We start from the raw sequence: 25,095 nt of genomic DNA, 5'->3' as shown, positions 1-25,095 counted from the left end.
GCCTCATCCAGGCCAGCGGAGGGCTCCGAGGCGCAAGGGCCACCCCCCTTGCGCCTCGGCCGTACTGGCCGACGAGGTATGACCCTGAAATGTTGAGCTTTATTGCCCGCCGATTGGGATTGCTGATTCCCACCTTCTTCGGCATTACCCTGCTGACGTTCGCGTTGATACGCCTCATCCCCGGCGATCCGGTGGAAGTGATGATGGGGGAACGGCGGGTCGACCCCGAGATGCATGCCCAGGCCATGGAGCGCCTGGGGCTGAACAAGCCGATGTATGTGCAGTACGGCAACTACATCGCGCAACTGGCGCACGGTGACCTGGGCCAATCCCTGAGGACCCGTGAAAGCGTCTGGACCGAATTCACCACCCTGTTCCCCGCTACCCTGGAGCTGTCCATCGCCGCGCTCATCTTCGCCGGCGTGCTGGGCCTGCTGGCCGGGGTGATCGCGGCACTGCGGCGCGGCTCCCTGTTCGACCATGGCGTGATGGGCATCTCCCTGGCCGGTTATTCCATGCCCATTTTCTGGTGGGGCCTGATCCTGATCATGTTCTTTTCGGTGCAACTGGGCTGGACGCCCGTGTCCGGGCGCATCGATCTGCTCTACGACATCGAGCCGAAAACCGGCTTCATGCTCATCGATACCCTGTTCAGCGAAGACGAAGGCGCCTGGATGGATGCCCTGCGCCACCTGATCCTGCCGGCCATCGTGCTGGGTACCATCCCGCTGGCGGTGATCGCCCGCATGACCCGCTCCTCGATGCTCGAAGTGTTACGCGAGGACTACATCCGCACCGCTCGCGCCAAAGGGCTCTCCCCTGCTCGCGTGGTGTTCGTGCATGGCCTGCGCAACGCCTTGATCCCGGTGCTGACCGTGTTCGGGCTGCAGGTAGGTACCCTGCTGGCCGGTGCCGTGCTCACGGAAACCATCTTCTCCTGGCCGGGCATCGGCAAATGGCTGATCGAGGCCATCGGCGCCCGTGACTATCCCGTGGTTCAGAACGGCATCCTGCTGATCGCCTGCCTGATCATCCTGGTCAACTTCGTCGTAGACATTCTCTACGGCCTGGCCAACCCACGCATCCGTCACCAGCGCTGAGATCCTGCCGATGAATACCCAAGCTCAACCCGCGGCAGTCGATCAGAGCCTGCTGTACCCTTCGCCCCTGAAGGAATTCTGGAAAGCCTTCGCCCGCAACAAGGGCGCCGTGGCCGGCCTGCTGTTCATGGCCGTCGTAGTGTTCTGCGCGCTGTTCGCCCCCTGGGTCGCGCCTTTCGATCCCAGCGAGCAATTCCGCGATGCCCTGCTGACCCCACCCTCCTGGGCCGAGGGCGGCCAGCTCAAGTACCTGCTTGGCACCGACGAACTGGGCCGCGACCTGCTGTCGCGCCTGATCCACGGCGCGCGCCTGTCGTTGCTGATCGGCCTGTCCTCGGTGCTGATGTCGCTGATCCCGGGCATCCTCATGGGCCTGCTGGCGGGCTTCTTCCCGCGCATCCTCGGGCCGACCATCATGCGCCTGATGGACATCATGCTGGCCTTGCCCTCGCTGTTGCTGGCAGTAGCCATCGTAGCCATCCTCGGCGCCGGGCTGATCAATACCGTGATCGCCATTGCGGTAGTGTCCCTGCCTTCCTATGTTCGCCTGACCCGCGCCGCGGTGATGGGCGAGCTGAACCGCGACTATGTGACTGCCGCGAAACTGGCCGGCGCCAGCCTGCCGCGCCTGATGTTCGTGACCGTGCTGCCCAATTGCCTGGCGCCGCTGATCGTGCAGGCCACCTTGAGCTTTTCCTCGGCCATTCTCGACGCCGCGGCCCTGGGCTTCCTGGGCCTGGGGGTACAGCCGCCGACCCCGGAGTGGGGCACCATGCTGGCCTCCGCGCGCGACTACATCGAGCGCGCCTGGTGGGTGGTGAGCCTGCCTGGCTTGACGATCCTGCTCAGCGTGCTGGCAATCAACCTGATGGGCGACGGCCTGCGCGACGCGCTGGACCCGAAACTCAAGAATGCGATCTGAGGAGGCCCCCATGTCATTGCTTGAAATCAAGAACCTGAGCGTGCGCTTCGGCGACGCCAGCGCGGTACCGGTAGTGGACGGCCTCGATCTTTCGGTGAATCGCGGGGAAGTGCTCGCCATCGTCGGGGAGTCCGGCTCCGGCAAATCCGTCACCATGATGGCCCTGATGGGCCTGGTGGAGGCGCCTGGCATCATCAGCGCCGACACCCTGCGCTTCGATGGTCAGGACATGCTCAAGCTGAGCCGGCGCCAGCGTCGGCATGTGGTCGGCAAAGACCTGGCGATGATCTTCCAGGACCCGATGACCGCGCTCAACCCGAGCTATACCGTAGGCTTCCAGATCGAGGAAGTGTTGCGCGCGCATCTGGGCCTGTCGGGCCGCGCCGCGCGGGCGCGTGCCCTGGAGCTGCTGCAGAAGGTGGAAATCCCTGCCGCCGCCAGCCGCCTGGATGCCTACCCGCACCAGCTGTCCGGCGGCATGAGCCAGCGCGTGGCCATTGCCATGGCTATCGCCGCCGAGCCCAAGCTGCTGATCGCCGACGAACCCACCACCGCCCTGGACGTGACCATCCAGGCGCAGATCATGGACCTGCTGCTGGCCTTGCAGAAGGACCAGGACATGGCGCTGATCCTGATTACTCATGACCTGGCCGTGGTCGCCGAAACCGCCCAGCGGGTGTGCGTGATGTACGCCGGCCAGGCCGTGGAAGTGGGCCAGGTGCCGCAACTGTTCGACGTGCCGGCGCACCCCTACACCGAGGCCTTGCTGGCGGCCATTCCGGAGCACAGCGAAGGCGCCGAGCGGCTGTCCACGCTGCCGGGCATCGTGCCTGGGCGCTACGACCGCCCCCATGGCTGCCTGCTGTCGCCGCGCTGCCCCTACGTTCAAGAAAACTGCCGTCAACAGCGTCCGGCCCTGGACCCTAAGGCCCATAGCCTGGCCCGCTGCTTCTACCCGCGTAACCAGGAGGTGGCGTGATGAGCGTCGTACTTACCGCCCGCGAGCTCACTCGCCACTATGAAGTCGCTCAAGGCATGTTCAAGCCGCACGCCACCGTGCGCGCCCTCAATGGCGTGTCCTTCGAGCTCGAAGCCGGGAAAACCCTGGCCGTGGTGGGCGAGTCCGGTTGTGGCAAGTCCACCCTGGCGCGCCAGCTGACGCTTATCGAAGAGCCGAGCTCCGGGTCCCTGATGATCGCCGGGCAGGAAGTGGCGGGCGCTAGCAAGGAGCAGCGCAAGCAACTGCGCCGGGACGTGCAGATGGTGTTCCAGAGCCCCTACGCCTCTCTCAACCCACGGCAGAAAATCGGCGACCAGTTGGCCGAGCCCCTGCTGATCAACACGACGCTGACCAAGGCCGAGCGTCGCGAGAAAGTGCAGGCGATGATGCAGCAGGTGGGCCTGCGCCCTGAACATTACCAGCGTTACCCCCACATGTTCTCTGGCGGCCAGCGTCAGCGCATTGCCCTGGCCCGGGCAATGATGCTGCAACCGAAGGTGCTGGTGGCGGACGAGCCCACCTCCGCGCTGGACGTATCCATCCAGGCGCAGGTGCTGAACCTGTTCATGGACCTTCAGCAGCAATACCAGACGGCCTATGTGTTCATTTCCCATAACCTGGCGGTGGTACGTCACGTAGCGGACGACGTGCTGGTGATGTACCTGGGCCGGCCGGCAGAAATGGGGCCAAAGGAAGACCTTTACCATAACCCGCTGCACCCCTATACCCAGGCGCTGCTGTCGGCCACGCCGACCATCAAGCCCGACCCTGACAAGCCTCGGATCAAGATCGCGGGTGAGCTGCCCAATCCCTTGAACCCGCCGTCCGGCTGCCCGTTCCACAAGCGTTGCCCTTACGCCACCGAGCGTTGCGTGACCGAGGTCCCCGCCTTCCGCCCGGTGGGCACGCGCCATGTGGCTTGCCACTACGCCGAGCAGTTCCTCAAGTAAGACCAACGCCCGGCGCCTTCCAGGCGCCGGGCATCCGTTGATCGCCGGCCTGGATCGCTGGCGTCCTTCGCGCAGTCGTCTGTACAGACTTGCCGAACGGACTTCTCCATGCGCATCCATCATCTTAATTGCGGCTGTATGTGCCCCCTGGGCGGTGCATTGTTCGATGGCTTCAGTCGCGGGCTTACCGCTCGGCTGGTCTGTCATTGCCTGTTGATCGAAACCGACAATGACGGCCTGGTGCTGGTAGATACCGGCTTCGGTAGCCAGGATGTGAACGTCCCCAGCCAGCGTCTGAGCGGATTCTTCCGCTACTTCAACAATATCCGGCTGGAACATCGCTATACCGCCTTGGAGCAGGTCCGCCAGCTGGGCTTCAGCCCTACCGACGTGCGTCATATCGTATTGACCCACCTGGACTTCGACCATGCGGGCGGGCTGGAGGACTTCCCTCAGGCCACCGTGCATGTGCTGCAGGCTGAAATGGATGCGGCTCGCCAGGCCAGCGGCTGGCGCGACAGCCGGCGTTTCCGACGCCAGCAATGGGATCGGGTAGGTAATTGGGCGTTTTATCAGCCCGAGGGAGAGCGCTGGAATGGTTTCAGCTCGGTGCGCACGCCACTGGGCACCCGCGATGACATTCTGCTGATTCCCTTGCCTGGTCATACTTCAGGCCATGCCGGCATCGCCGTACGTACCGCCGAAGGGTGGCTGCTTCACGCAGGCGATGCCTATTTCTACCGGGGCGAGGTAGGCAACCCCGAGCGTCTTTGCACGCCAGGCCTTCGTTTCTACCAACGAATGATGGATTTTGATCACGCCCAGCGCGTGGATAATCAAAACCGCTTGCGGGCCCTTTCCGTTGCCACCGACCAACACGTTCGAATGTTCTGCAGCCATGACGCGATGGAGCTGGAGCGTTATACCTCGTAGCAGCCCGCCTTGGCGGCGACTGGGCACGGCGCGGTGTCAGGCCGGGTCGCGGCCAAGGCCGGCTGCTACGGCGGGATATCTGATTGATCGCAAAAACGCCGTGACTAGGTCACGGCGTTGAGTTACAGCTCGTGCGCCGGTCTCAGTGCACGAACAAGGCGATCAGAATGATGATCGGGATCGGAATGCCCAGGAACCACAGCAGTAGAGAGCGCATGTTGTATCTCCTTTTCAGAAAGGTAAGGTTGGCTTAGCGGACCGGAACCGTGGTGGTTTGGGTGGCATGGCCATGAACGTTCAGGTTGTGAGCATCCAGGTAGCGAGCCGCATCGCGCTGGCGGCCACCGAAGAGCGCGGCCAGGCTGGCGAAGAAGGCGCCGCACAGCAGGGCGATAAAGGTCCACAGGGAGGCCCAGGCCGCAGCCTCGGCGGCAGCGTCGGCAGCCTGTTTGGCAGCGACCTTGGCATCGTCGGCGGCCTTGCGCAGCTGGGCATACACCTGATCTACCCGTGCCTCGGCTTCCGGTTGGGTCAGACGAGTACGTTGGGCGACCAGTTGAGCCAGGTAGGCGCGGTCATCGGCATTCAAGGTGCCATCCCCGGCCATGGCCTTGGAGAAGATACGACCGGCAACGCCGTTGACTGCATCGTCGCTGACAGGCGCCGGGCCTTCGCCCCGGAACAGGGTGTCAGTGAAATAGCCCATGGGGTCATTGCCATTGGCCGCCATGCCGCCCGCCGCACTGCCCGCCACGGTCGCCGCGCCAGAAGCGACGCTGGCACCGGCCTGGGCACCCGCGGTCACTACATTGCCCGCAGTACCGATTACCAACGCGGTGGTCACCAGGGTCGCCACAGCCCAAGCCAGGAACCCATGGGCGGTGTCGCGGAAATAGACCTCATCGCCATGCAGATTGGCCCACTTCACGCGCAGCCGGCCCGCCAGGTATCCCCCCAGCCCAGAGGCCAGGATGGCAGTGATCAACAGCCACAAGATGCTGGAAATGCCCAGGGTCTTGGCACTGGCCCCTTCGTCGGCCCAAGGCGAGGTAGCGGCAAAACCAAGGCCTGCCCCCAGCACGATCAGGATCAACGACAAGGCTGCCGCCGCAGCGGCACCTGCAAAGATGGCCGCCCAGGAAACGCCTGAGCGGTTCGGGCCATCGTTGGCAGCGGTTGAATATTCGGCAGTGGTGATCATTTTGAGCCCTTTTTTTAGTTGACAATAAGTCCGGCGCCTTAAACATTGCAGCGTACGTGCCAGGGCTTTGTCATTAGTGTTCCTAGAAAAATCAATGACTTAAAACAGAGCTTGTTAGCCATCATCATGCAAAATGCCCGCAAGGCCTTTGATCCCAGGGTGTTCTGCAACATGGCGAAACAGTTGCACGACCCGTTCGGATCATGTCCCCTTCACCTCCCGTCGCGCTAAAATCGAGTCGTTAAAACTCGGCAAACCCAAGACCGGTCAGCATGACTACATCCTGATAAACGAGGTTTGCCATGTCGTTCCGTGCCTGGCCGTTGCTGCTAGCCGTTCCTGCCGCTGCTGTATTGATGTCCCGTCGGGTCACCCGCCCTCTTTCGTTGTCCGAACGCAGCCGTCTCGCCGGGAAGACCTTCGTGATCACTGGCGCTTCCAGCGGCCTGGGCCGAGGCGTGGCACTGGAACTAGGCCGCAGCGGCGCGCGGGTGGTGTTGGCGGCTCGTCGCGCCGAGGCGCTGGAGAGCCTGGTCAGCCAGATCGAAGGCGAAGGGGGCCAGGCGGTGATGGTACCGACCGATGTCACTGATACCACCCAGATGCAGCATCTCCTGGAAACCGCCGTAGGCGCGTTTGGTGCCATCGATGGCTGGATCAACAACGCCGGCGTGGCGGTGATCGGACGCTTCGACGAGATACCGCTGGAAGACCAGCATCGGTTGCTCGATACCAACCTCAAGGCCATGGTGACCGGCAGCTATCTGGCGATGCGACAGTTCGAAGCGCAGGGCTACGGCAATCTGATCAACGTAGGTTCAGTAGATAGCGAAGTGCCCCATGCTTACCAAGCCGCCTACTCGGCTTCCAAGGCAGGCGTGTCGATGCTGGGCCGGGTACTCAACGAAGAACTGCGCCTGCGTCGCCAGCGGCTGATCCAGGTGAGCACTGTCTTGCCCTGGGCCCTGGACACACCACTGTGGGATCACGTCGGTAACTACACCGGACATCAGACGCGTATTCCCACCATGGACCCGGCGGCGAAGGCCGTGGTCGCGGTAGTACGGGCCTACCTGCAGCCTCAGCAGGAGATCACCGTAGGTTACAAGGCCAAGCTGGCCTACTGGAGCCACCGCCTGACGCCAGGGCTCAATGAACGGCTTTCCGGGCTGATTCTTGAGAAAGCGGAAATCGAAATGCACCCTGCCGCCACGCCCACGTCTGGCACCCTGCATCGACCCGTGGAGCAAGGCCAGGGCGTGGACGGCGGCATCCGGGAACGGATGAAGCGCGAGGGCTGAGCGGCCCCCAGCCTGAGGTTATGGGCGGTTGTCCACCAGCACTTCGCTGAGCTGGGTGACCGGGGTGATATTGGTGAAGTTGGGCACGTCGGCGTTGAGCTCACCGCCATGGGCACCCATGACCGCTCCAAGGCTGGCCATGGATTCGAAGTACAGGTTGCATTGGGTCACATAGAGCGGCGGCGTGGCGCCATCATCCCCGGCAAGACCGCGATCCACGCTGTAGCCAAGCAGGTTGGGACCGAAACGCTCCTTTACCAGTGCCATGTGGGTCTTGAGGTAGTACTCGTGGTCGAAGGTGGCGCCGGTGGCGTTGGGGTAGAGCACGGAAACCTTGATCATGCGAAGGGCCTTTCATGGAGGGAAAGGCCCAGCATAGTCCGTAAGCGCTACGGATCAATGATGTTCGCGAGTGGCGCGGAAACTGACGTCAGGCCAGCGTTCTTCCATCACCGACAGGTTGACCCGGGTAGGGGCCAGGTAGGTAAGGTGGCCACCGCCATCCACCGCCAGGTTCTCGACCGCCTTGTTCTTGAATTCCTCGAGCTTTTTCTTATCGTCGCAGGAGATCCAGCGCGCCGACCATACGGTGACCGGCTCGTAGGCGCATTCGACCTTGTACTCTTCCTTCAGGCGGCTGGCGACCACGTCGAACTGAAGCACCCCCACCGCGCCAAGAATGATGTCGTTGCTGCGCTCGGGGAAGAACACCTGGGTAGCGCCCTCCTCGGCCAGCTGCTGCAAGCCCTGGCGCAACTGCTTGGACTTGAGCGGGTCCTTCAGACGCACGCGGCGGAACAGCTCCGGGGCAAAGTGTGGAATGCCGGTGAAGCCCAGGCTCTCGCCTTCGGTGAAGGTATCGCCGATCTGGATGGTGCCATGGTTATGCAGGCCGATGATGTCGCCGGCGAAGGCTTCCACCAGTTGCTCACGCTCCGAGGAGAAGAAGGTCAGGGCGTCGCCGATGCGCAGGTCCTTGCCGGTACGCACATGACGCAGTTTCATGCCCTGTTCGTAGCGGCCCGAACAGATGCGCATGAACGCGATACGGTCCCGGTGCTTGGGGTCCATGTTCGCCTGGATCTTGAACACGAAACCGGAGAACTTCTCTTCGGTGGGCTCGACCGAGCGCTCGTGGGCCACGCGAGGCAAGGGGCGGGGCGCCCAGTCGACCACCGCGTCGAGCACGTGGTCCACCCCGAAGTTGCCCAGGGCGGTACCGAAGAACACGGGCGTGAGCTGGCCGTTCATGAATTCGTCGGCATCGAACGGGTGGCAGGCGCCTTGCACCAGCTCGAGCTGCTCGATGAAGCGCTCGTACTCGTCACCCAGGTGAGCGCGGGCTTCGTCAGAGTCCAGCTTCTCGATGATCCTGGCCTCGGTGCGCTCGTGACCATGCCCCGGCGTATAGACGATGATGTAGTCGCCTTCCAGGTGATAGACGCCCTTGAAGTCCCGATAGCAACCGATGGGCCAGGTGATGGGCGCGGCCTTGATCTTCAGCACGGCCTCGATCTCGTCCAGCAACTCGATGGGGTCGCGGATGTCCCGGTCCAGCTTGTTGATGAAGCTAACGATGGGCGTGTCGCGCAGGCGGCACACGTCCATCAGCGCGATGGTACGCGGCTCCACGCCCTTGCCGCCGTCGAGCACCATCAGCGCCGAGTCCACCGCGGTCAGGGTGCGGTAGGTGTCTTCGGAGAAGTCTTCGTGACCGGGGGTGTCGAGTAGGTTGATCATGTGCTCGCGGTAAGGGAACTGCATGACCGAGGTGGTGATGGAGATACCCCGCTGCTTTTCCATTTCCATCCAGTCGGAAGTGGCGTGTCGGTCGGATTTACGCGACTTGACCGTACCGGCCACGGCGATCGCCTTGCCCATCAGCAACAGCTTTTCAGTGATGGTGGTTTTACCGGCGTCGGGGTGGGAAATGATTGCGAAGGTACGGCGCTTCGCGACTTCGGCGGCCTGCTGGGTCATGGAAAATCGCCCGGGAGCTGAACAAAAAAGGGCACAGATTATAGCCCAGTTCAGCGAGCGTTCTCACCCGTTTGGCGACTACGGGCAAGGAGCCCCTGACGATGGGGCTATTATCCCTATATCCAGCATTACCCGCTAACTTCCTACTGGCTTCTTTCGATGGGGGAGCGGTCGGTACGCTGTCGATAGCTTTGACCTGGGCGGTAGGCAAAAAGTGTCTGGCTGCAAACCAGGAGGCCAACCGTCAGGCCAGCCCTGTTTCTTACTTGAGGTCCGCGTTCAGGTCGCCAAGACCTTCCAGCCTTACGGGACCACGACCGGGAAGCCGGGCAACCAGTTCCAGCGTCCCACCCATCGCTTCCACGTACTCGCGCAGCGTGTGTTCCGCAATGAGCTCCGCGCCCCGCTGCTCGATCATTTGTTGGCGAGCAGGAGGAAGTCCTTTCATCACGTGGTCGAGTGACTTAGCCATTGTCTTGCCCTTTTCTAAGTGCGCCCAGATACCGTTCAAAGCGCGCATCCGCGCTCTTGATCAAAGCCCTTCAGCTTTTTCACGCGCTTGCATCGAGCGCGGTTCGTGAAAAAGGGCACAGATTATAGCCCAGTTCAACGAGCGTTCTCACCCATTGGCATTTTCCGGGGTGGCCAGCCGTGCCGGGGTTATGGGAACCTTTGAAACCATGGAGCCGTCCATTGCCGCGTGACCGCTTCGCTTGCGTGGCAGCGACAACGTGCGTTTTCGGCCTGACGAGGCCGTGCTCATGGTTGTGCCAGACCTCTATCCGGGGCAGGCCGACCGCTATTCGCGCCGGTGTGGTTCGCGAGCCTTCATGGCCAGGCCAACGCACCCGCGCAGACTGATACGACAGGAGACGTCTGTGGCCACACGCTATGGAACGGGCCTGGCAGGGGGCGCCGCTGTGCTCGCCGTCCTGGCCCTGCTGATCCACTGGATTGGCATAGACACGCTGAAACACTATCAGGATGACTTGCTGTTCTACCTGCAGGCTCACCTGGAACTCGTACTGGTTTCGATGCTGGCTGCCCTATTTGTAGGCATCCCTGCCGGCATATGGCTCAGCCGCCCGGCCCGAGCCCACAGCGCCGAACGCTTCATGCAGGTGTTCAACATCGGCAACACGGTGCCACCCCTGGCCGTGCTGGCCATCGCCCTCGGCATTCTGGGCATCGGCAGTGGCCCGGCCATTCTCGCGCTATTCCTCGCCTCCTTGCTGCCCATCGTGCGCAACACCTACGAAGGCTTGAAGAACGTACCCGCCTCGCTCAAGGAAGCCGCCACGGGCATCGGAATGACCCCGGCCCAGACCCTCTGGCAGGTGGAGTTGCCCAATGCCGTTCCCATCATCATTGGCGGGGTACGCGTGGCTTTGGCCCTGAACGTGGGCACTGCCCCCCTGTCGTTCCTGATCGGCGCCAACAGCCTGGGCAGCCTGATATTCCCTGGCATCGCCCTGAACAACCAGCCTCAGCTGGTGCTGGGGGCCGCCTGCACTGCCCTACTGGCGCTCGCCCTGGATGGCCTGGTGCTGTGGATCAGCCGCACCTGGCTCGAACGCGGCCTGGCCCCGGCCCGCTAACACAAGGAATGAACAGATGATCAAGACAGGCTGGCTGCTGACGGCAGCCCTGCTGTTCACGGGTATTGCCCAGGCCGCGGATGACACACCCCTGCTGCGCATCGGCGCCCGGGTGTTCACCGAGCAGACGGTGCTGGCGACACTGACTTCCAAGTACCTGGCCACCAAGGGCTACCGCACGGAGATCACCGGCGGGCTGGGCAGCAATATCGCCCGCAGCGCCCAGGAGAGTGGCCAACTGGACCTGCTCTGGGAGTACACCGGTGTTTCCCTGGTGTCGTACAACCATGTGAACGAAAAGCTCGACAGCGACGCCACCTATGCCCGAGTCAAGGAACTGGACGCCCGCAAGGGGCTGGTGTGGCTGTCGCCTTCGAAGTTCAACAACACCTACGCCCTGGCGCTGCCGGACAAGATTGCCCACCGGTATCCCGAAGTCAGCACCATCACCCAGCTCAATGACCTGGTGAAACACGAACAGGACAAAGGCCACGTGCTGGCCCTGGACACCGAGTTCGCCAACCGCCCGGACGGGCTGGTCGGGCTGACGGAGGCTTATGGCCTGGCCTTCAAGCGCCGGGATATTCGCCAGATGGATGCCGGGCTGGTCTATACCGCCTTGCGCAACGGCCAGGTCTTCACCGGCCTGGTATACACCACGGATGGGCGTCTGGACGCGTTCAAGCTCAAGGTGCTCGAAGACGACAGGCACTACTTTCCCGATTACACGGCCGCGCCCGTGGTGCGCAAGGCTGTGCTCGACCAGCATCCGGAACTGGCCAGGCTGCTCAAGCCACTGGCCGAACTGCTGGACAACGCCACCATGCGCCAGCTCAACGCCAAGGTAGACGTGGATCACCAGAACCCCGGGGCGGTGGCCGAAGCCTTCCTGGCCCAGCACCCTGAACTGAAGGAGGCGAAATGAACTGGCTCGCGACCTTCCAGCACATAGATTGGCAGCAGGTGCTGCAGCTCACCGGGCAACACGTGATGCTGGTAGGCATTGCCGTTGGCCTGGCAATTCTCATCGGCGTGCCGACGGGGATTCTCATGACCCGTTTTCCCGTACTGGCCGGCCCCCTGCAAGCTGCCGCCACTGTGCTGCTGACCATCCCGTCCATCGCGCTCTTTGGCCTGTTGCTGCCCTTCTATTCCAGGTTTGGCCAAGGCCTGGGGCCGTTGCCGGCCATCACCGCAGTGTTTCTCTATTCGCTGCTGCCCATCCTGCGCAACACCTACCTGGCATTGACCAACGTCGAACCCGGTATCCGCGAAGCCGCCAAGGGCATCGGCATGACCTTCGGCCAGCGCCTGCGCATGGTCGAACTGCCGATCGCGGTACCGGTAATCCTGGCCGGCGTGCGTACCGCCGTGGTAATGAACATTGGTGTCATGACCATCGCCGCAACCATCGGGGCCGGCGGCCTCGGTGTGCTTATCCTCACTTCCATCAGCCGTAGCGACATGTCGATGCTGGTGGTGGGCGCGGTCCTGGTGAGCGTGCTCGCCATCATCGCCGACCTGCTGCTGCAGGCACTGCAACGCTCGCTGACGCCAAAGGGGCTGCTCAAATGATCGAACTGCAAAATCTCACCAAGACCTTCACCAGCAATGGCAAGGACGTGCGGGCCGTGGATGCGGTCAGCCTGACCGTGAACGAGGGGGAGATCTGCGTATTCCTTGGCCCCTCGGGATGCGGCAAGAGCACCACCCTGAAGATGATCAACCGTCTGATCGAGCCTACCTCGGGCAAGGTGCTGATCAACGGCGAGGACACCAGCGCCCTGGATGAGGTAACGCTGCGGCGTCAGATCGGCTATGTGATCCAGCAGATCGGCCTGTTCCCCAACATGACCATCGAGGAAAACATCACCGTGGTGCCTCGCCTGCTGGGTTGGGACAAGCAACGCTGCCGCGAACGCGCGCGCGAACTGATGAGCATGATCAAGCTGGAGCCCAAGCAGTACCTGAGCCGCTATCCTCGTGAGCTGTCCGGCGGCCAGCAGCAGCGAATCGGCGTGATCCGTGCCCTGGCCGCCGAAGCGCCTTTGCTGTTGATGGACGAGCCTTTCGGCGCGGTGGACCCGATCAACCGGGAGATGATCCAGAACGAGTTCTTCGAAATGCAGCGCGCCCTGAACAAGACGGTGATCATGGTCAGCCATGACATCGACGAAGCACTGAAGCTGGGGGACAAGATCGCCATTTTCCGCGCCGGCAAGCTGCTGCAGATCGACCACCCCGACACCCTGCTCGCTCACCCGGTGGACGACTTCGTCAGCAACTTCGTGGGCCAGGACAGTACCCTCAAGCGCCTGTTGTTGGTGAAAGCCGAGGACGCCGCCGACAACGCGCCCTCGGTAAGCCCGCAGACGCCGGTGGCCGAGGCCCTGGAACTGATGGACGAGCTTGATCGCCGCTATGTGGTAGTGACCGACGCGGATAATCGCGGCCTGGGCTATGTACGCCGACGCGACCTGCATCGCCAGCAGGGTACCTGCGCGGACTTCCTGCGTACTTTCAACGCCACCGCCGCGGCTGACGAGCACCTGCGCATCCTGTTGTCCCGGATGTACGAGTTCAACCGCGCCTGGTTGCCGGTGTTGAACGCGGAAAACGTGTTTCTTGGCGAAGTGACTCAGGAATCCATCGCCGCCTACCTCAGCTCCGGGCGCTCGCGTGGCATGAAGACCAGTATCGTATCGCCAGCCGAGCAAGTGGCGGGTTGAAGGGTGAGCAGTGGCAACGAATGCCCCCCACGTCTGTTTAATTTATTTAAATGCGACGTTTAATTTATTTAAACGCGACATTTTTTATTGATCTCGCCGTCCGCACGCCCTACAGTGCGCGCCGAACGTCCATGCTGGAAACGATCCATCCGGCTCAAGTACTGACGACGAGACAGCGAGGTCACCCCATCGGAGGCGTGACCTTTTTGCTTTCGGCGACATGCCTTGGGAAGTAGGCGAACCAAAGTGGGGATACGGAGGGCGTTCAGCTGTAACAGATACCCGTTGCCAGCCCCAGGAGCATTTTCACTATGTCCATCCAGGTCGAAGATTACTACGCCCGCGAAACCTTCCAGAAAATGAAGGCCTTCGCCGACACCCAGGAAACCCCTTTCGTGGTCATCGACACCCAGATGATCGCCAAGGCCTACGATGACCTGCGCGCAGGGTTCGAATTCGCCAAGGTGTATTACGCGGTCAAGGCCAACCCCGCCGTGGAAATCATCGACCTGCTGCGCGACAAAGGCTCGAACTTCGACATCGCCTCGATCTACGAGCTGGACAAGGTCATGGGCCAGGGCGTGGGGCCGGAGCGTATCAGCTACGGCAACACCATCAAGAAAGCCCGGGACGTACGCTACTTCTACGAGAAGGGCGTTCGCCTGTTCGCCACCGACTCGGAGGCGGACCTGCGTAACATCGCCAAGGCTGCGCCCGGCTCGAAGGTTTACGTGCGCATCCTGACCGAAGGCTCCACCTCGGCGGACTGGCCGCTCTCCCGCAAGTTCGGCTGCAACCCGGACATGGCCCTGGACTTGCTGATCCTGGCCAAGCAGTTGGGCCTGGTGCCCTATGGCGTATCCTTCCATGTAGGCTCGCAGCAGCGGGACATCGACGTGTGGGACGCGGCCATCGCCAAGGTGAAGGTGATCTTCGAGCGCCTGAAGGAAGAAGACGGCATCACCCTGCAGATGATCAACATGGGTGGTGGTTTCCCCGCCAACTACATCCAGCGCACCAACAGCCTGGAAACCTACGCCGAGGAAATCATTCGCTTCCTCAAGGAAGATTTCGGCGACGACCTGCCGGAGATCATTCTCGAGCCGGGCCGTTCTCTGATCGCCAATGCCGGGGTATTGGTCAGCGAAGTGGTGCTGGTGGCGCGCAAGTCCCGGACCGCTGTCGAGCGTTGGGTCTACACCGACGTGGGCAAGTTCTCGGGCCTGATCGAAACCACGGACGAATCCATCAAGTTTCCGATCTGGACGGAAAAGAACGGCGAGGTGGAAGAAGTGGTCATCGCCGGCCCTACCTGCGACAGCGCGGACATCATGTATGAGCACTACAAGTATGGCCTGCCGCTGAACCTGGCCAGCGGGGACCGCCTGTACTGGTTGTCCACCGGTGCCTACACCACCAGCTACAGCGCCGTGGAGTTCAATGGCTTCCCGCCGCTGAAGTCCTACTACCTGTAAGCGTCCCGAGGGCGCGCATCGGGCGCGCCCCTTTTTCCGGAACAGCCTTCACCGGTAGAGCCGGGGCAAGGCATCACTGGCGAAACTGTCGAACCGGGGTACGCCGTGACGCTCGATGTCCAGGCGCAGCCTGAAGGCTCGTGTCGCCACCCGCACATAGCAATTGTCCAACAGCCTGCGCTGGTTGCCCTCTTGGGAGGGCCCCAGGAGTTGTCGTTCGAGCGTGGAAATGGTGACGTCCCCATGGGGGCCAAGCCCGGAAGCCTCGAAGGCTCTTGGACCTTGCCGGACCCGCCAGAGGGTGGGCTTACCGGCCTGGGGTAAATAAAGCCCTACGTAGCGGTTGTAGCTAAGGCCCAGGGTCTTGTGATGCAGGTCCAGATGCTTGGCAGGATCGAAGGTCTTGATTTCATACCGCAGCTTGCCAGCCTGGGCATAGCAGCCGAACCAGAAGCGCTGTGGGCTGATAGCGCGCTCAGTGGACAGCGTTAGCCATGCGCCGCGGCTGTACTGAGTACTGGCGGCGTTGTACTCGACCGAATCGATGAAACCCTCGAAACCGTCCAGTTCAGAGTGAAGCGTTGCGATGAAAGACAGGTCCGGGCGGTAATCCATATAAACGCTCCTTGCATCCGCATGAAAAGCCCGCGCGGCCGATCGCGCGGGTGGGGCTCATGCTCCGGCAAGAAAGCGCCTTTAGGCGGTAGGCAAGGCTTCCTCTGCCAACCAGGCCGAGGCCAATGCCTGCAACTGCGGCAGCGGCGAGCTCGCCAAGGCCTGCGCGGCGACCACACGGAACGCGGCATGCCCGCCCTGGCGGGCCTTTTCCAGCCAGGCCAGCCCTTCGTCGAGCTTGCCCGCGGCAATCAGAACCCCACCATGGCTGAACTGCCCTCGGAAGTCTCCCGCCTCAGCCGAGCGCCGGTACCAGGCGTGAGCCGCGGCGATATCCCGAGCCACACAGTGTCCTTCTTCCAGGTAGCGACCGTACAGGTTCATGGACTTGGCATGCCCCAGCTCGGCGGCATGCCGATAGCCTTCCACCGCGGCCTGCTCGTCGCGCGCCACGCCACGGCCCGTGGCCTGCAGGTTGGCCAGGTTGTACAGGCCCCAGTCGAGCCCGGCTTCGGCACATATCCGGTAATGTACCGCCGCCTTGGTGGCATCGAGCTCACACCCCCAGCCATGCTCATGGCAGCGCCCCAGCATATTGCGGGCCATCAAATGCCCGGCATGGGCGGCAATCTCGAACCAGCGCAACGCCAGCGCCGGGTCGCGCTCGATACCGCGACCATCCAGCAGGATCTGGCCCAACAAGGCCTGCGCCTCCGTCAGCCCAGCCGCGGCGGCTGAAAGGATCGCCTGCGCCGCTCGCTGAGGCGTATCAGCCAGATGCTCCTGGACATCATGGGCATCCAGAACCTCTTCCCGACGCAGCGCCCAGCCGCTCACACGTCAACCCAACGGCGCAGCAGGTTGTGATAGCTGCCAGTAAGCCTGAGCAAGGCCGGGTGGTCCGGCATGTCCGCGGTCAGGGCCTGGATCGCCTCGTCCATCTCGAACAGCAAGGCCCGCTGGGCATCCTCGCGCACCAGGCTTTGCGTCCAGAAGAAGGCCGCATAACGAGCCCCGCGAGTGACAGGCCGCACCCGATGCAGGCTGGTGCCGGGATATAGCAGCATGTCACCGGCCGCTAGCTTGATGGCCTGGGTCCCGAAGGTGTCCTGGATCTCCAGTTCGCCACCGTCGTACTCGGCCGGGTCGCTGAGGAACAGCGTGGAGGACAGGTCGGTACGCAGGCGTTCGCCTCCGCCACGAGGCTGGCGTACGGCGTTATCGATATGAAAATCGAAGCTGCCCCCGTCCCGGTAGCAGTTGATCAGTGGCGGAAAAATCTTGTGCGGCAAGGCCGCGGACAAGAAGCGCGGGTTGCGCCACAGGCGGTCGAGCAAGGCGGCGCCAATTTCCCGGGCCAGCGGATGCTCTTCGGGCAACTGCAGGTTGTGCTTGGCCTTGGCCGACTGGTAACCGGCCGTGAGCTTGCCATCCGCCCACTCCGTGGCCGCCAGGGCATCGCGGATACGGGCAACCTCATCTGGGCTGAACAGCGCGGGGATCTGGATGAGCATGGAAGCGCCTCGGGCAAATTGGGCGCAATGATATTGATTCGCACTCGCCGTCGGCAAGGGTTTGTGTATCCGTTCACGGTAAACACGCCATAGAATGTGAAGAACAGGATCATGTAGCGAATAGCAAAATTTCTCGTTTGATACATATAAGCATTTGTCTTATTCTCCGCCGCCTTGAACCAGGGGAAGGTTTCCGATGCCATACGCCAAACACACCCAATTTTCACCCCGCCTGCTCGCCTCGGCCGTAGGCGTTGCGCTGGGTAGTCTGTCCGCTGCTCAGTTGGCCCAGGCTGCCGAGCAGGAGGACAACACCGTCACTCTCGGCCCGACTGCGGTTACCGAGAAAGCCCAGAGCGAGTCCTACCAGACCGAGCAATCGGCCTCTCAGAAATACACCGCTCCCCTGCGTGATACTCCACGCTCCGTTACCGTAGTGCCCCAGCAGGTCATCAAGGACACTGCCGCCACTACCTTGCAGGATGCATTGCGCACCGTGCCCGGCATTACCTTCGGTGCTGGCGAAGGTGGCAACCCGCAGGGTGACCGCCCGATCATCCGTGGCTTCGACGCACAGGGGGATACTTATCTCGATGGCGTGCGCGATACGGGCGCGCAGAGTCGGGAAATCTTCGCGATCGAGTCCATCGAAGTGAGCAAGGGGCCCAACTCGGCCATGGGTGGGCGGGGCAGCGCCGGCGGTAGCCTGAACCTGATCAGCAAGCAACCCAAGGCCTACGACTTCCTCGATGGTGGCTTCGTTTACGGCTCGGACCAGACACGTCGCTATACCCTGGACGTGAACCGCAAGTTCCTCGATACCGCCGCCTTCCGCCTCAACCTGATGAGCCACGAGCAGAACGTGGCCGGGCGTGACGCGATCAATTACGACCGTTGGGGTGTGGCGCCGTCCCTGACGTTCGGGCTGGGTACCGCGAACCGTCTCAACCTCAGCTACTACCATATGGAAAGCGATGACCTGCCGGATTCGGGCATTCCCTATGGCTACGCGTCCCCTACCGCCACGGCTCACGTGCACGACAAACCGGTCGATGGCGGCGACAGCGACAATTTCTACGGCCTGAAGGGCCGCGATTTCCGCAAGAGTCGTGCGGATATCAGCACCATCGCTTTCGAGCACGACTTCAGCGACACCATGACCTTGAAGAACACGCTGCGCCACGGCAATACCGGCCAGGACTACTTCCTGACCCAGCCGGACGACAGCAAGCGCAACGTCAGCCAATATGGCACCGTCTGGCGCCGGGCCAACACTCGCGTATCGGTCACTGAAACGACCACCAACCAGACCGATCTGTTCGGTGAGTTCCGTGCCCTGGGCTTCAAGAACAGCTACTCCACCGGGCTGGAAATCACCCGCGAGAAAACACGGGTGAGTGGCTACAACTACAGCACCAGCGGCTTGACCAACTGCTCGCCCACGGGTAGCGGCAACAGCGTCGTCGGCAACTGCACTTCGCTGAGCAACCCGAATCCGGAAGACGCCTACGGTGGCACCATCACGCGTAACCGCGCCACTACGGAAACTTCCGCCAATACCCGTTCGCTCTATGCCTTCGACACCATCGAGCTGGACCCGCAATGGCTGCTGAACCTCGGCGCCCGCTACGACAGCTTCGACACCACCGCCAACTCAGCCACAACCCACGCCAGCAATGACAGCAACTTCTGGAACTGGCAGGCAGGTATCACCTACAAGCCGGTAGAGAACGGCAGCATCTACGCATCCTTCGCAACCTCGGCCACGCCGCCGGGTGGCCTGGTGGGTGAAGGCTCGGAAGGCAATCCGTTGCAGGCCGGGAGCGCGACCAGCGAACTGGAGCCGGAAACCACCAAGAACTACGAGATCGGTACCAAGTGGGACCTGTTCGATGAGCGTGTATCCCTCTCTGCCGCGATCTTCCGCACAGAGAAAGAAAACACCCGCATCCTGGTCAGCACCAATACCTACCAGAACGCCGGCAAATCCCGGGTCGATGGTGTCGAGCTGTCCGCCAGCGGCAAGATCACCGATAAGTGGCAGGTATTCGCTGGCTACAGCTACCTGGACAGCGAGCTGGTGGATGCTGGCCTGACGGGTCGCAACGGCGCCGTGACCGCAGGCGCGGCCCAGACCAGCGGCAACGATATGCCCAACACGCCGAAAAACAGCTTCAGCCTGTGGACCACTTACCAGTTGATGCCCAAGGTCACCATCGGCGGCGGCGCGTTCTATGTCGACAAGGTCTATGGCGATGCTGCGAACACCGTGTACGTGCCTTCGTATACCCGCTACGACGCCATGGCGGCCTACAAGCTGAACAAGCATGTAGACTTCCAGCTCAACGTGCAGAACCTGACGGACAAGACTTACTACGACAAGGCCTATGCGTCGCACTTCGCGACCCAGGCCCCTGGGCGTACCGTCCTGCTGAGCACCAACTTCCACTTCTAGCAAAGCCGCCCTACGGCAAGCGCCCCGCTCACTTCGGTCAGCGGGGCGTTTGCGGTTATGGCCCGCGGCGATTTCAGCGAGCGACCCTCGTGTTCAAGAAAACGGTGTTTCAGCTTCATTGGTTCTTCGGCATCAGCGCCGGGCTGGTGCTGGCCTTCATGGGTATCACCGGGGCCCTGTATTCTTTTCAGGATGAGATCCTGCGAGCGCTCAACCCGGATACGCTCCGGGTGGAGATACGCGAAACCGGCATCCTTCCACCTTCGCAACTGGTAGCCAGGCTAGAGACCGAGGCGCTGGGCAAGGTGAGCGGCCTGTGGATAGAAACCACCACCGGGCTGACCTCCCGCGTCTTCTATGCGCCTGCGCCAGGGGAGCGCCGGGGCCCGACGCGCTATTTCGACCCCTTCACCGGCGAGCTGCGTGGCCAAATCACCGGCCAGGACTTTTTCGCCCTGGTGCTACGGTTGCACCGCTTCCTCGGTCTGGGCGAAGTGGGCAAGCAGATCACTGCCGCCTGCACGCTGATGCTGCTGTTCTTCTGCGTGTCCGGCCTGTACCTGCGCTGGCCCAAAAATCTGGGGAGCTGGCGGGCCTGGCTGACCCTCGACTGGGCCAAGCGCGGGCGCGCCTTCAACTGGGACCTCCACGCCGTGGCAGGGACCTGGTGCCTGTTGTTCTACCTGGTCTCGGCCTGTACCGGGCTGGTCTGGTCCTATGATTGGTTCCGTGACGGCGCTGCCCGCCTGCTTACCGATACAGCCCCACCCATGCGTGGCGGCGAAGGCCGTGGCAGACCCGGGGCTGGCCCGGCCGTCAGGATGGACTGGGATGCCGCCTGGCAGTCCCTTCAAACCGCCGCCGGCCCCACCATGACCAGCGCCAACCTGCGCTTGCCCGGTGGCGCTGGGCAGCCGGCCAATGGCTTTTACCTGTTGACCACCTCCCCTCATGAGCGCGCCTTCAACCCTGTGGTGCTGGACCCGCTCACGGGCACGCTGCTCAGGCATGACCGTTACGCCGCCAAGCCTTTGGGCGAACAACTGTTCGATAGCAACTACGCCGTCCACACCGGTAGCTTCTTCGGCCTGCCAGGGCGTTTGACAATCACGCTGGCCAGCCTGTGCATGCCCCTGTTCTTCATCACCGGCTGGTTGTTGTACCTTGACCGCCGGCGCAAGAAGCGGCAGATCCGCCTCAGCCAGCAAGGCCTGGACGCTGCCCGCGAGGGCTGGCTGGTGGCCTTCGCCAGCCAGAGCGGCTATGCAGAACAACTGGCCTGGCACGCTGCCTCACGCCTCCAAGCCGGTGGCCAGGGGGCCAAGGTGGTCAACCTGGCGGCGGTAAGCGAAAGCGACCTGAAAGGTGCACGACAAGCCCTGTTCGTGATCAGCACATTCGGCGACGGCCAGGCCCCGGATACCGCGCGCCAGTTCGAGCGACAGCTGCCCCTGCGCCAATGGCCGCTGCCCCAGTTGCGCTATGGCGTACTGGCCCTGGGCGACCGCCACTACCCACAGTTCTGCGCCTTCGGTCATCGCCTGGCCGACTGGCTTCACGCGCAAGGCGCCGAACCGCTGTTTCCCCTGATCGAGGTGGACAACGGCGACGACAGCGCCCTCGCTCGCTGGGAGCACTGCCTGGAAACCCATTGTCAGGCAGCGCCAGCCCAGGCAACCGCCATTGAAACCGGCCCCGCGCCCTTCCAGCCATGGCCACTGACGCAACGTCGCCTGCTCAACCCCGGCAGCGCCGGCGCGCCACTGTTCGCCCTAGAGTTGGCCCTACCGCCCGACGCCGACTGGTCCGCGGGCGACCTGCTGGAAATCCTCCCGCCTGGGGAAGTACTGGCAACCGAGCCACGCGCCTATTCCATCGCCTCGCTGCCCAGTGAGGGTTGTGCGCGCCTGCTGGTACGCCAGTATCGCCTGGCCGACGGCAGCCTGGGGCGATGTTCCGGATGGCTCACCCAGACAGCCCTCATCGGCACACCAGTGGAGGCACGGTTGCGGCGCAACAGCAATTTCCATCTACCCAAGGACGACCGCCCGTTGATCCTGATCGGCAACGGCAGCGGCCTGGCCGGCCTGCTGGGCCTGCTGAAGGCCAGGATCGCCAAAGGGCAGCGGCGCAACTGGCTGCTGTTCGGCGAACGCAACCAGGCGACCGATTACTTCTGCGAAGCCGAGCTGCAAGGCTGGAAAGCCAGCGGCGGCCTGGCACGGCTGGACGCCGTCTTCTCCCGGGACCAGCCAGGCAAGCGGTATGTGCAGGACGCGCTTCGCGAGGCCCAGGCAGACCTCGCCCACTGGCTCGCCGAGGGCGCGGCCTTTTATGTATGCGGCAGCCTGGACGGCATGGCCCAGGGCGTGGACCAGGCCCTGCGCGAGATACTCGGAAACGCCCAGGTGGAAGCTTTGATGGCCAATGGGCGGTACCGGCGGGATGTGTATTGAGCTGGGGTTAAAAGTTAACCTGTGGGGGGCGTAGCTGCCTGCCTAGCTGAAGCGTAAGCATCCGGCAAACTTATCTACCCAACCTTGTAATAAAGACAATATGTCGAAATCTTGTACAATCGTACAAGATTTCGACATATTGTAGCTCGGATTACCGAGAGTGAACTCTCCATTCCAGTCCAGTTAAAGGGAGTATGTACCCAAAAAATTCTTTAGCCTATAGCCTGCCCTTCCCCGAATTCATCCCTTACCCCGAGCAATTTGATATTTGTTGGGGATGCGAAAATCATATTCCTCTCGTCAATTTCCATAAGCCAGTTACCGGTTAAGGCGATCTGGAATTTGTGGCCGTGGTCGTCAGCCTCCAGATCTTTCAAGTACGTTCGGTCCAATGCGCTGCTGTACGCAATTTTGAGAGTCGTACCTGTTCCGTCGCCAAATCCTGTGTAGCCAAGAGCCGAAACGTCGATTCTATCGCTGTATGTCTCTAGGTTAACGATGAGGTCTGAAAAACTCTTCGTTGCGGTATTGTAGCTGTCTTCAACCGCGGTATAGCGAAATATGTCTGCATCCGCATTGGGTTTGCTATATAAAGTGACGTCGCTTCTATCGCCGCCATTCAGCTGATCCGCGCCAAGGCCACCGATGATCACATCAGCTCCAGCTCCGCCATTAACCTTGTCATTTCCAGCCAAGCCATAAATCGTTTCAGGCAATGCTGAGCCTGTGATTATTTCCTTGCCTGAGGTTCCTTGAATGGTGGGTGGGAAAAACACTATATTAGTGCTGTTCAAATGTCCTGCAAGATGACCGTCAAACGCCAGTTCGAAGCGCTGTCCTGACGCGTCAGCCTCAAAACTCTTGAGATAGGTCTTCGTACCGTTAGCATTGGCTTGCACTGCTAGGGTGCCATGATGTCCGTCACCTATTCCGCTGAACCCCAAGTTGATCAGGTCGATACGGTCTTGCGAAGGATTGAAATCTTGGATACGGACGATGCTCGTTTGCGAACTCGTACGGTAGCTATCGCTTATTTCGGAGAAACGAAAGATATCTGCGCCAGCACCACCGTTCAGTACATCCCTGCCGCCGTGCCCCAGCAGTACATCCTTACCAGCATATCCATGGATAATCTCGGCAGCGCTTGCACCGTCCAGGATTTCCTCGCCACTGTACCCATCAATATGAAGCTTGCCGTCGCCACTCCCGAATCTTGTGTCGAGACTGCCATCTGCATTGAAGCGGGTAATATAAATATCCTCGTCATTGCTACCAGTGGCTAGAATCTTGCCATCCGCTTGCACCAAGATGTCGTTTAGCGATGCTGCCTTGATCACCACTTTACCGTCTGTCCCGAAGGATTCGTCCAATGAGCCATCGGAATCAAGCCTTGCTAGAAGTTGCTCATGCGTTGTAGGGTTTCCAGCCCATAAGATCACCTTTCCGTCGGACTGCACGGCTGCTACTTCGCTTACGCTGAAGTTGTCATCCTCGGCGATGTAGAGCACGCCGTTGCTACCGAAACGCTCGTCGAGCGAACCGTCTTGATGAAACCGCTGTAGGGAGTAGACAAGGCTATCAGTGTCAGAGGTTCCCCCTGCGGTGCTAGCACTCAGGTAAGATACGCCTAGCAAAACGTTTCCGTCTGGTTGAAGCGTTGGGCTTATCCTGTACACATCACCTGGGCCCCCAACGGGGGCGACGGTTAACACACCATCTATACCAAAACCCTTTACCAACGCACCATGACTGTCAAGTTTTATCAACATTGCCTGGCTATCGCCCACAGCACTAAGATAGGGAGACCCGTCTGGGCTTAAGTCGATGTCAAAGCCATTAATATTTTCAGGGGTATCGAAAACAAAGGCCCCGTGATTGCCAAAATGCTTATCTGGGGTGCCATCGGCGTTGTACCGGTGGAGATGTAGGGTGTGCTTCGGGGATCCATCAGCAGCAGTCGCCATCAGTATTTTTCCGTCCGGCTGAGCGGATGTTATGTAATCCCATGCGTCCGAAGGAATTGGGGCCGGCACGATGTCCACGCCGCCTTCATGGAATCTGCCGTCTAGGCTACCGTTGGCATTGAGTCGGAGCACTGTATGTTGGAATCTGTAACCCCATGATTCATCCCCTGGCGCTCCGGGATAACCCCAAGCCAAGGTCTCAGTTTGACCACCAATGACTATCCTGCCGTCTGGCCTCGTTGCAACATTGAAAGCTAAGTCCCAATCGCCCCTGAGGTCGGCCTGTGTATACCCTGGGCCAGTTCTCACCGTGTGGCTAAGCACATAGTTGCTATCGGCTGTACTCATCATGTCATCCCTAGATTTGAGATCTGGACTACCCACTTTAGTAGATTGAATCGCTGTCGGTTTGGTAGATGCCTGCAAGTCTCATAATGAGGCCGCAATAGGAGGACTGCTGCGATCGTGAGCCGATTGGCGGGATGGCCAGCCCGACGGGCTACAGTGGCGACGATGTCCGTGACCTGATGCTGGAAAGCGTAGAGAAACGGTTTGGTGATCAATTACCCCAGCACGCCTGTGCAGCGGCTGAGAGATGATGGCTCGGCCTATATCGCAGAGCAGACTCGGCTGTTTGCACAGCAAACCGGCTTGCAGCCTGTTACGACTCCGGTTCGCAGCCCGCAAAGCAACGGCATGGCCGAGAGTTTCGTGAAAACCATCAAGCGCGACTACGTGCCCACATGCCTCGCCCGAACCGCGAAACGGCATTACGTAATTTGGCAATTGCCTTTGAGCATTACAACGAGCAGCATCCGCACAGCGTGCTGAAATACCGCTCTGCGAGGGAATTCAGGCGTATGAAAACGGCATCAAGTCAACGGGTGTCGGTGTCCGGTTTT

21 protein-coding genes and 1 pseudogene are annotated in these 25,095 nt (G+C 61.5%); 14 read left to right on the top strand and 8 right to left on the bottom strand.

Annotated elements, in window-relative coordinates; all coding sequences use genetic code 11:
• The first annotated feature begins 89 nt into the window (after positions 1-89).
• The 5 genes from BN1188_RS12300 to BN1188_RS12280 all read left to right on the top strand — a co-directional run bounded on the left by BN1188_RS12300 (position 90) and on the right by BN1188_RS12280 (position 4,905).
• A complete protein-coding gene (locus tag BN1188_RS12300) occupies positions 90-1,100 on the top strand; it encodes an ABC transporter permease subunit (RefSeq protein WP_040261764.1) in 1,011 nt (336 codons plus the stop codon).
• Between the two features lie 10 nt (positions 1,101-1,110).
• The gene (locus tag BN1188_RS12295; RefSeq protein ID WP_040261763.1) at positions 1,111-2,022 is read left to right on the top strand and encodes an ABC transporter permease subunit; all 912 of its coding nucleotides are present in this window, start codon (positions 1,111-1,113) and stop codon (positions 2,020-2,022) included.
• Between the two features lie 10 nt (positions 2,023-2,032).
• Complete coding sequence (locus tag BN1188_RS12290; RefSeq protein WP_040261762.1) at positions 2,033-3,001, top strand: ABC transporter ATP-binding protein; 969 nt, start codon at positions 2,033-2,035, stop codon at positions 2,999-3,001.
• Positions 3,001-3,972 carry a peptide ABC transporter ATP-binding protein gene (locus BN1188_RS12285; RefSeq protein WP_040261761.1) on the top strand — a complete coding sequence of 324 codons (972 nt, stop codon included), beginning with the start codon at positions 3,001-3,003 and terminating at the stop codon, positions 3,970-3,972. The genes BN1188_RS12290 and BN1188_RS12285 overlap by 1 nt, the downstream gene beginning before the upstream one ends.
• Positions 3,973-4,080: 108 nt before the next feature.
• The gene (locus BN1188_RS12280; protein ID WP_040261760.1) at positions 4,081-4,905 is read left to right on the top strand and encodes an MBL fold metallo-hydrolase; all 825 of its coding nucleotides are present in this window, start codon (positions 4,081-4,083) and stop codon (positions 4,903-4,905) included.
• Between the two features lie 250 nt (positions 4,906-5,155).
• On the opposite strand, the gene BN1188_RS12275 is transcribed toward BN1188_RS12280, so the two are convergent.
• Positions 5,156-6,106, bottom strand: coding sequence for a hypothetical protein (locus BN1188_RS12275; RefSeq protein WP_052469259.1), 951 nt, complete (start codon positions 6,104-6,106; stop codon positions 5,156-5,158).
• Positions 6,107-6,408: 302 nt separating this feature from the next.
• Between BN1188_RS12275 and BN1188_RS12270 the strand changes: the two genes are divergently transcribed.
• Positions 6,409-7,407 carry an SDR family NAD(P)-dependent oxidoreductase gene (locus tag BN1188_RS12270; protein ID WP_040261759.1) on the top strand — a complete coding sequence of 333 codons (999 nt, stop codon included), beginning with the start codon at positions 6,409-6,411 and terminating at the stop codon, positions 7,405-7,407.
• 18 nt (positions 7,408-7,425) lie between these two features.
• Here BN1188_RS12270 and BN1188_RS12265 read toward each other — a convergent pair whose 3' ends face one another.
• From BN1188_RS12265 to BN1188_RS12255, 3 genes are all read right to left on the bottom strand, one after another.
• Positions 7,426-7,749, bottom strand: coding sequence for an EthD family reductase (locus BN1188_RS12265; protein ID WP_040261758.1), 324 nt, complete (start codon positions 7,747-7,749; stop codon positions 7,426-7,428).
• 54 nt (positions 7,750-7,803) lie between these two features.
• On the bottom strand, positions 7,804-9,387 hold the full coding sequence (locus BN1188_RS12260; RefSeq protein WP_040261757.1) for a peptide chain release factor 3: 1,584 nt from the start codon (positions 9,385-9,387) through the stop codon (positions 7,804-7,806).
• 262 nt (positions 9,388-9,649) lie between these two features.
• On the bottom strand, positions 9,650-9,907 hold the full coding sequence (locus BN1188_RS12255) for a transcriptional regulator (RefSeq protein WP_325062739.1): 258 nt from the start codon (positions 9,905-9,907) through the stop codon (positions 9,650-9,652).
• Between the two features lie 358 nt (positions 9,908-10,265).
• Between BN1188_RS12255 and BN1188_RS12250 the strand changes: the two genes are divergently transcribed.
• The 5 genes from BN1188_RS12250 to BN1188_RS12230 all read left to right on the top strand — a co-directional run bounded on the left by BN1188_RS12250 (position 10,266) and on the right by BN1188_RS12230 (position 15,189).
• Positions 10,266-10,985 carry an ABC transporter permease gene (locus BN1188_RS12250; protein ID WP_040261756.1) on the top strand — a complete coding sequence of 240 codons (720 nt, stop codon included), beginning with the start codon at positions 10,266-10,268 and terminating at the stop codon, positions 10,983-10,985.
• Positions 10,986-11,001: 16 nt separating this feature from the next.
• Positions 11,002-11,910: a glycine betaine ABC transporter substrate-binding protein gene (locus BN1188_RS12245; protein WP_040261755.1), complete on the top strand. Its 909-nt coding sequence runs from the start codon at positions 11,002-11,004 to the stop codon at positions 11,908-11,910.
• On the top strand, positions 11,907-12,560 hold the full coding sequence (locus BN1188_RS12240) for an ABC transporter permease (RefSeq protein ID WP_040261754.1): 654 nt from the start codon (positions 11,907-11,909) through the stop codon (positions 12,558-12,560). Before BN1188_RS12245 ends, BN1188_RS12240 begins: the two co-directional genes overlap by 4 nt.
• Complete coding sequence (locus tag BN1188_RS12235; RefSeq protein WP_040261753.1) at positions 12,557-13,714, top strand: osmoprotectant ABC transporter ATP-binding protein OsmV; 1,158 nt, start codon at positions 12,557-12,559, stop codon at positions 13,712-13,714. Before BN1188_RS12240 ends, BN1188_RS12235 begins: the two co-directional genes overlap by 4 nt.
• Before the next feature lie 311 nt (positions 13,715-14,025).
• Positions 14,026-15,189 carry a type III PLP-dependent enzyme gene (locus BN1188_RS12230; protein ID WP_040261752.1) on the top strand — a complete coding sequence of 388 codons (1,164 nt, stop codon included), beginning with the start codon at positions 14,026-14,028 and terminating at the stop codon, positions 15,187-15,189.
• A gap of 48 nt (positions 15,190-15,237) precedes the next feature.
• Here the strand turns inward: BN1188_RS12230 and BN1188_RS12225 are convergent, their stop codons facing one another.
• From BN1188_RS12225 to BN1188_RS12215, 3 genes are all read right to left on the bottom strand, one after another.
• The gene (locus BN1188_RS12225; RefSeq protein ID WP_040261751.1) at positions 15,238-15,804 is read right to left on the bottom strand and encodes a hypothetical protein; all 567 of its coding nucleotides are present in this window, start codon (positions 15,802-15,804) and stop codon (positions 15,238-15,240) included.
• 81 nt (positions 15,805-15,885) lie between these two features.
• The gene (locus BN1188_RS12220; protein ID WP_040261750.1) at positions 15,886-16,641 is read right to left on the bottom strand and encodes a tetratricopeptide repeat protein; all 756 of its coding nucleotides are present in this window, start codon (positions 16,639-16,641) and stop codon (positions 15,886-15,888) included.
• On the bottom strand, positions 16,638-17,318 hold the full coding sequence (locus BN1188_RS12215; protein ID WP_040261749.1) for a Fe2+-dependent dioxygenase: 681 nt from the start codon (positions 17,316-17,318) through the stop codon (positions 16,638-16,640). Before BN1188_RS12215 ends, BN1188_RS12220 begins: the two co-directional genes overlap by 4 nt.
• 196 nt (positions 17,319-17,514) lie before the next feature.
• Between BN1188_RS12215 and BN1188_RS12210 the strand changes: the two genes are divergently transcribed.
• Positions 17,515-19,773: a TonB-dependent receptor gene (locus tag BN1188_RS12210; RefSeq protein WP_040261748.1), complete on the top strand. Its 2,259-nt coding sequence runs from the start codon at positions 17,515-17,517 to the stop codon at positions 19,771-19,773.
• Between the two features lie 89 nt (positions 19,774-19,862).
• Complete coding sequence (locus BN1188_RS12205) at positions 19,863-22,229, top strand: PepSY domain-containing protein (RefSeq protein ID WP_040261747.1); 2,367 nt, start codon at positions 19,863-19,865, stop codon at positions 22,227-22,229.
• A gap of 212 nt (positions 22,230-22,441) precedes the next feature.
• Here the strand turns inward: BN1188_RS12205 and BN1188_RS12200 are convergent, their stop codons facing one another.
• On the bottom strand, positions 22,442-24,541 hold the full coding sequence (locus BN1188_RS12200; protein ID WP_052469258.1) for a M10 family metallopeptidase C-terminal domain-containing protein: 2,100 nt from the start codon (positions 24,539-24,541) through the stop codon (positions 22,442-22,444).
• 104 nt (positions 24,542-24,645) lie between these two features.
• Between BN1188_RS12200 and BN1188_RS21950 the strand changes: the two are divergent.
• Positions 24,646-25,059, top strand: a pseudogene (locus BN1188_RS21950) (integrase core domain-containing protein); the annotation flags it as partial.
• Between the last annotated feature and the right edge of the window lie 36 nt (positions 25,060-25,095).

This window comes from Pseudomonas massiliensis (genome assembly GCF_000826105.1).
Classification (GTDB): Bacteria; Pseudomonadota; Gammaproteobacteria; order Pseudomonadales; family Pseudomonadaceae; genus Aquipseudomonas; species Aquipseudomonas massiliensis.
This window is presented reverse-complemented; position numbering and strand designations above follow the sequence as displayed.

Coding starts and splice junctions, on each gene's coding strand:
- BN1188_RS12300 (WP_040261764.1), top strand. CDS start 90: ATGTTGAGCTTTATTGCCCGCCGATTGGGATTGCTGATTCCCACCTTC.
- BN1188_RS12295 (WP_040261763.1), top strand. CDS start 1,111: ATGAATACCCAAGCTCAACCCGCGGCAGTCGATCAGAGCCTGCTGTAC.
- BN1188_RS12290 (WP_040261762.1), top strand. CDS start 2,033: ATGTCATTGCTTGAAATCAAGAACCTGAGCGTGCGCTTCGGCGACGCC.
- BN1188_RS12285 (WP_040261761.1), top strand. CDS start 3,001: ATGAGCGTCGTACTTACCGCCCGCGAGCTCACTCGCCACTATGAAGTC.
- BN1188_RS12280 (WP_040261760.1), top strand. CDS start 4,081: ATGCGCATCCATCATCTTAATTGCGGCTGTATGTGCCCCCTGGGCGGT.
- BN1188_RS12275 (WP_052469259.1), bottom strand. CDS start 6,106: ATGATCACCACTGCCGAATATTCAACCGCTGCCAACGATGGCCCGAAC.
- BN1188_RS12270 (WP_040261759.1), top strand. CDS start 6,409: ATGTCGTTCCGTGCCTGGCCGTTGCTGCTAGCCGTTCCTGCCGCTGCT.
- BN1188_RS12265 (WP_040261758.1), bottom strand. CDS start 7,749: ATGATCAAGGTTTCCGTGCTCTACCCCAACGCCACCGGCGCCACCTTC.
- BN1188_RS12260 (WP_040261757.1), bottom strand. CDS start 9,387: ATGACCCAGCAGGCCGCCGAAGTCGCGAAGCGCCGTACCTTCGCAATC.
- BN1188_RS12255 (WP_325062739.1), bottom strand. CDS start 9,907: ATGCGCGCTTTGAACGGTATCTGGGCGCACTTAGAAAAGGGCAAGACA.
- BN1188_RS12245 (WP_040261755.1), top strand. CDS start 11,002: ATGATCAAGACAGGCTGGCTGCTGACGGCAGCCCTGCTGTTCACGGGT.
- BN1188_RS12240 (WP_040261754.1), top strand. CDS start 11,907: ATGAACTGGCTCGCGACCTTCCAGCACATAGATTGGCAGCAGGTGCTG.
- BN1188_RS12235 (WP_040261753.1), top strand. CDS start 12,557: ATGATCGAACTGCAAAATCTCACCAAGACCTTCACCAGCAATGGCAAG.
- BN1188_RS12230 (WP_040261752.1), top strand. CDS start 14,026: ATGTCCATCCAGGTCGAAGATTACTACGCCCGCGAAACCTTCCAGAAA.
- BN1188_RS12225 (WP_040261751.1), bottom strand. CDS start 15,804: ATGGATTACCGCCCGGACCTGTCTTTCATCGCAACGCTTCACTCTGAA.
- BN1188_RS12215 (WP_040261749.1), bottom strand. CDS start 17,318: ATGCTCATCCAGATCCCCGCGCTGTTCAGCCCAGATGAGGTTGCCCGT.
- BN1188_RS12210 (WP_040261748.1), top strand. CDS start 17,515: ATGCCATACGCCAAACACACCCAATTTTCACCCCGCCTGCTCGCCTCG.
- BN1188_RS12200 (WP_052469258.1), bottom strand. CDS start 24,541: ATGAGTACAGCCGATAGCAACTATGTGCTTAGCCACACGGTGAGAACT.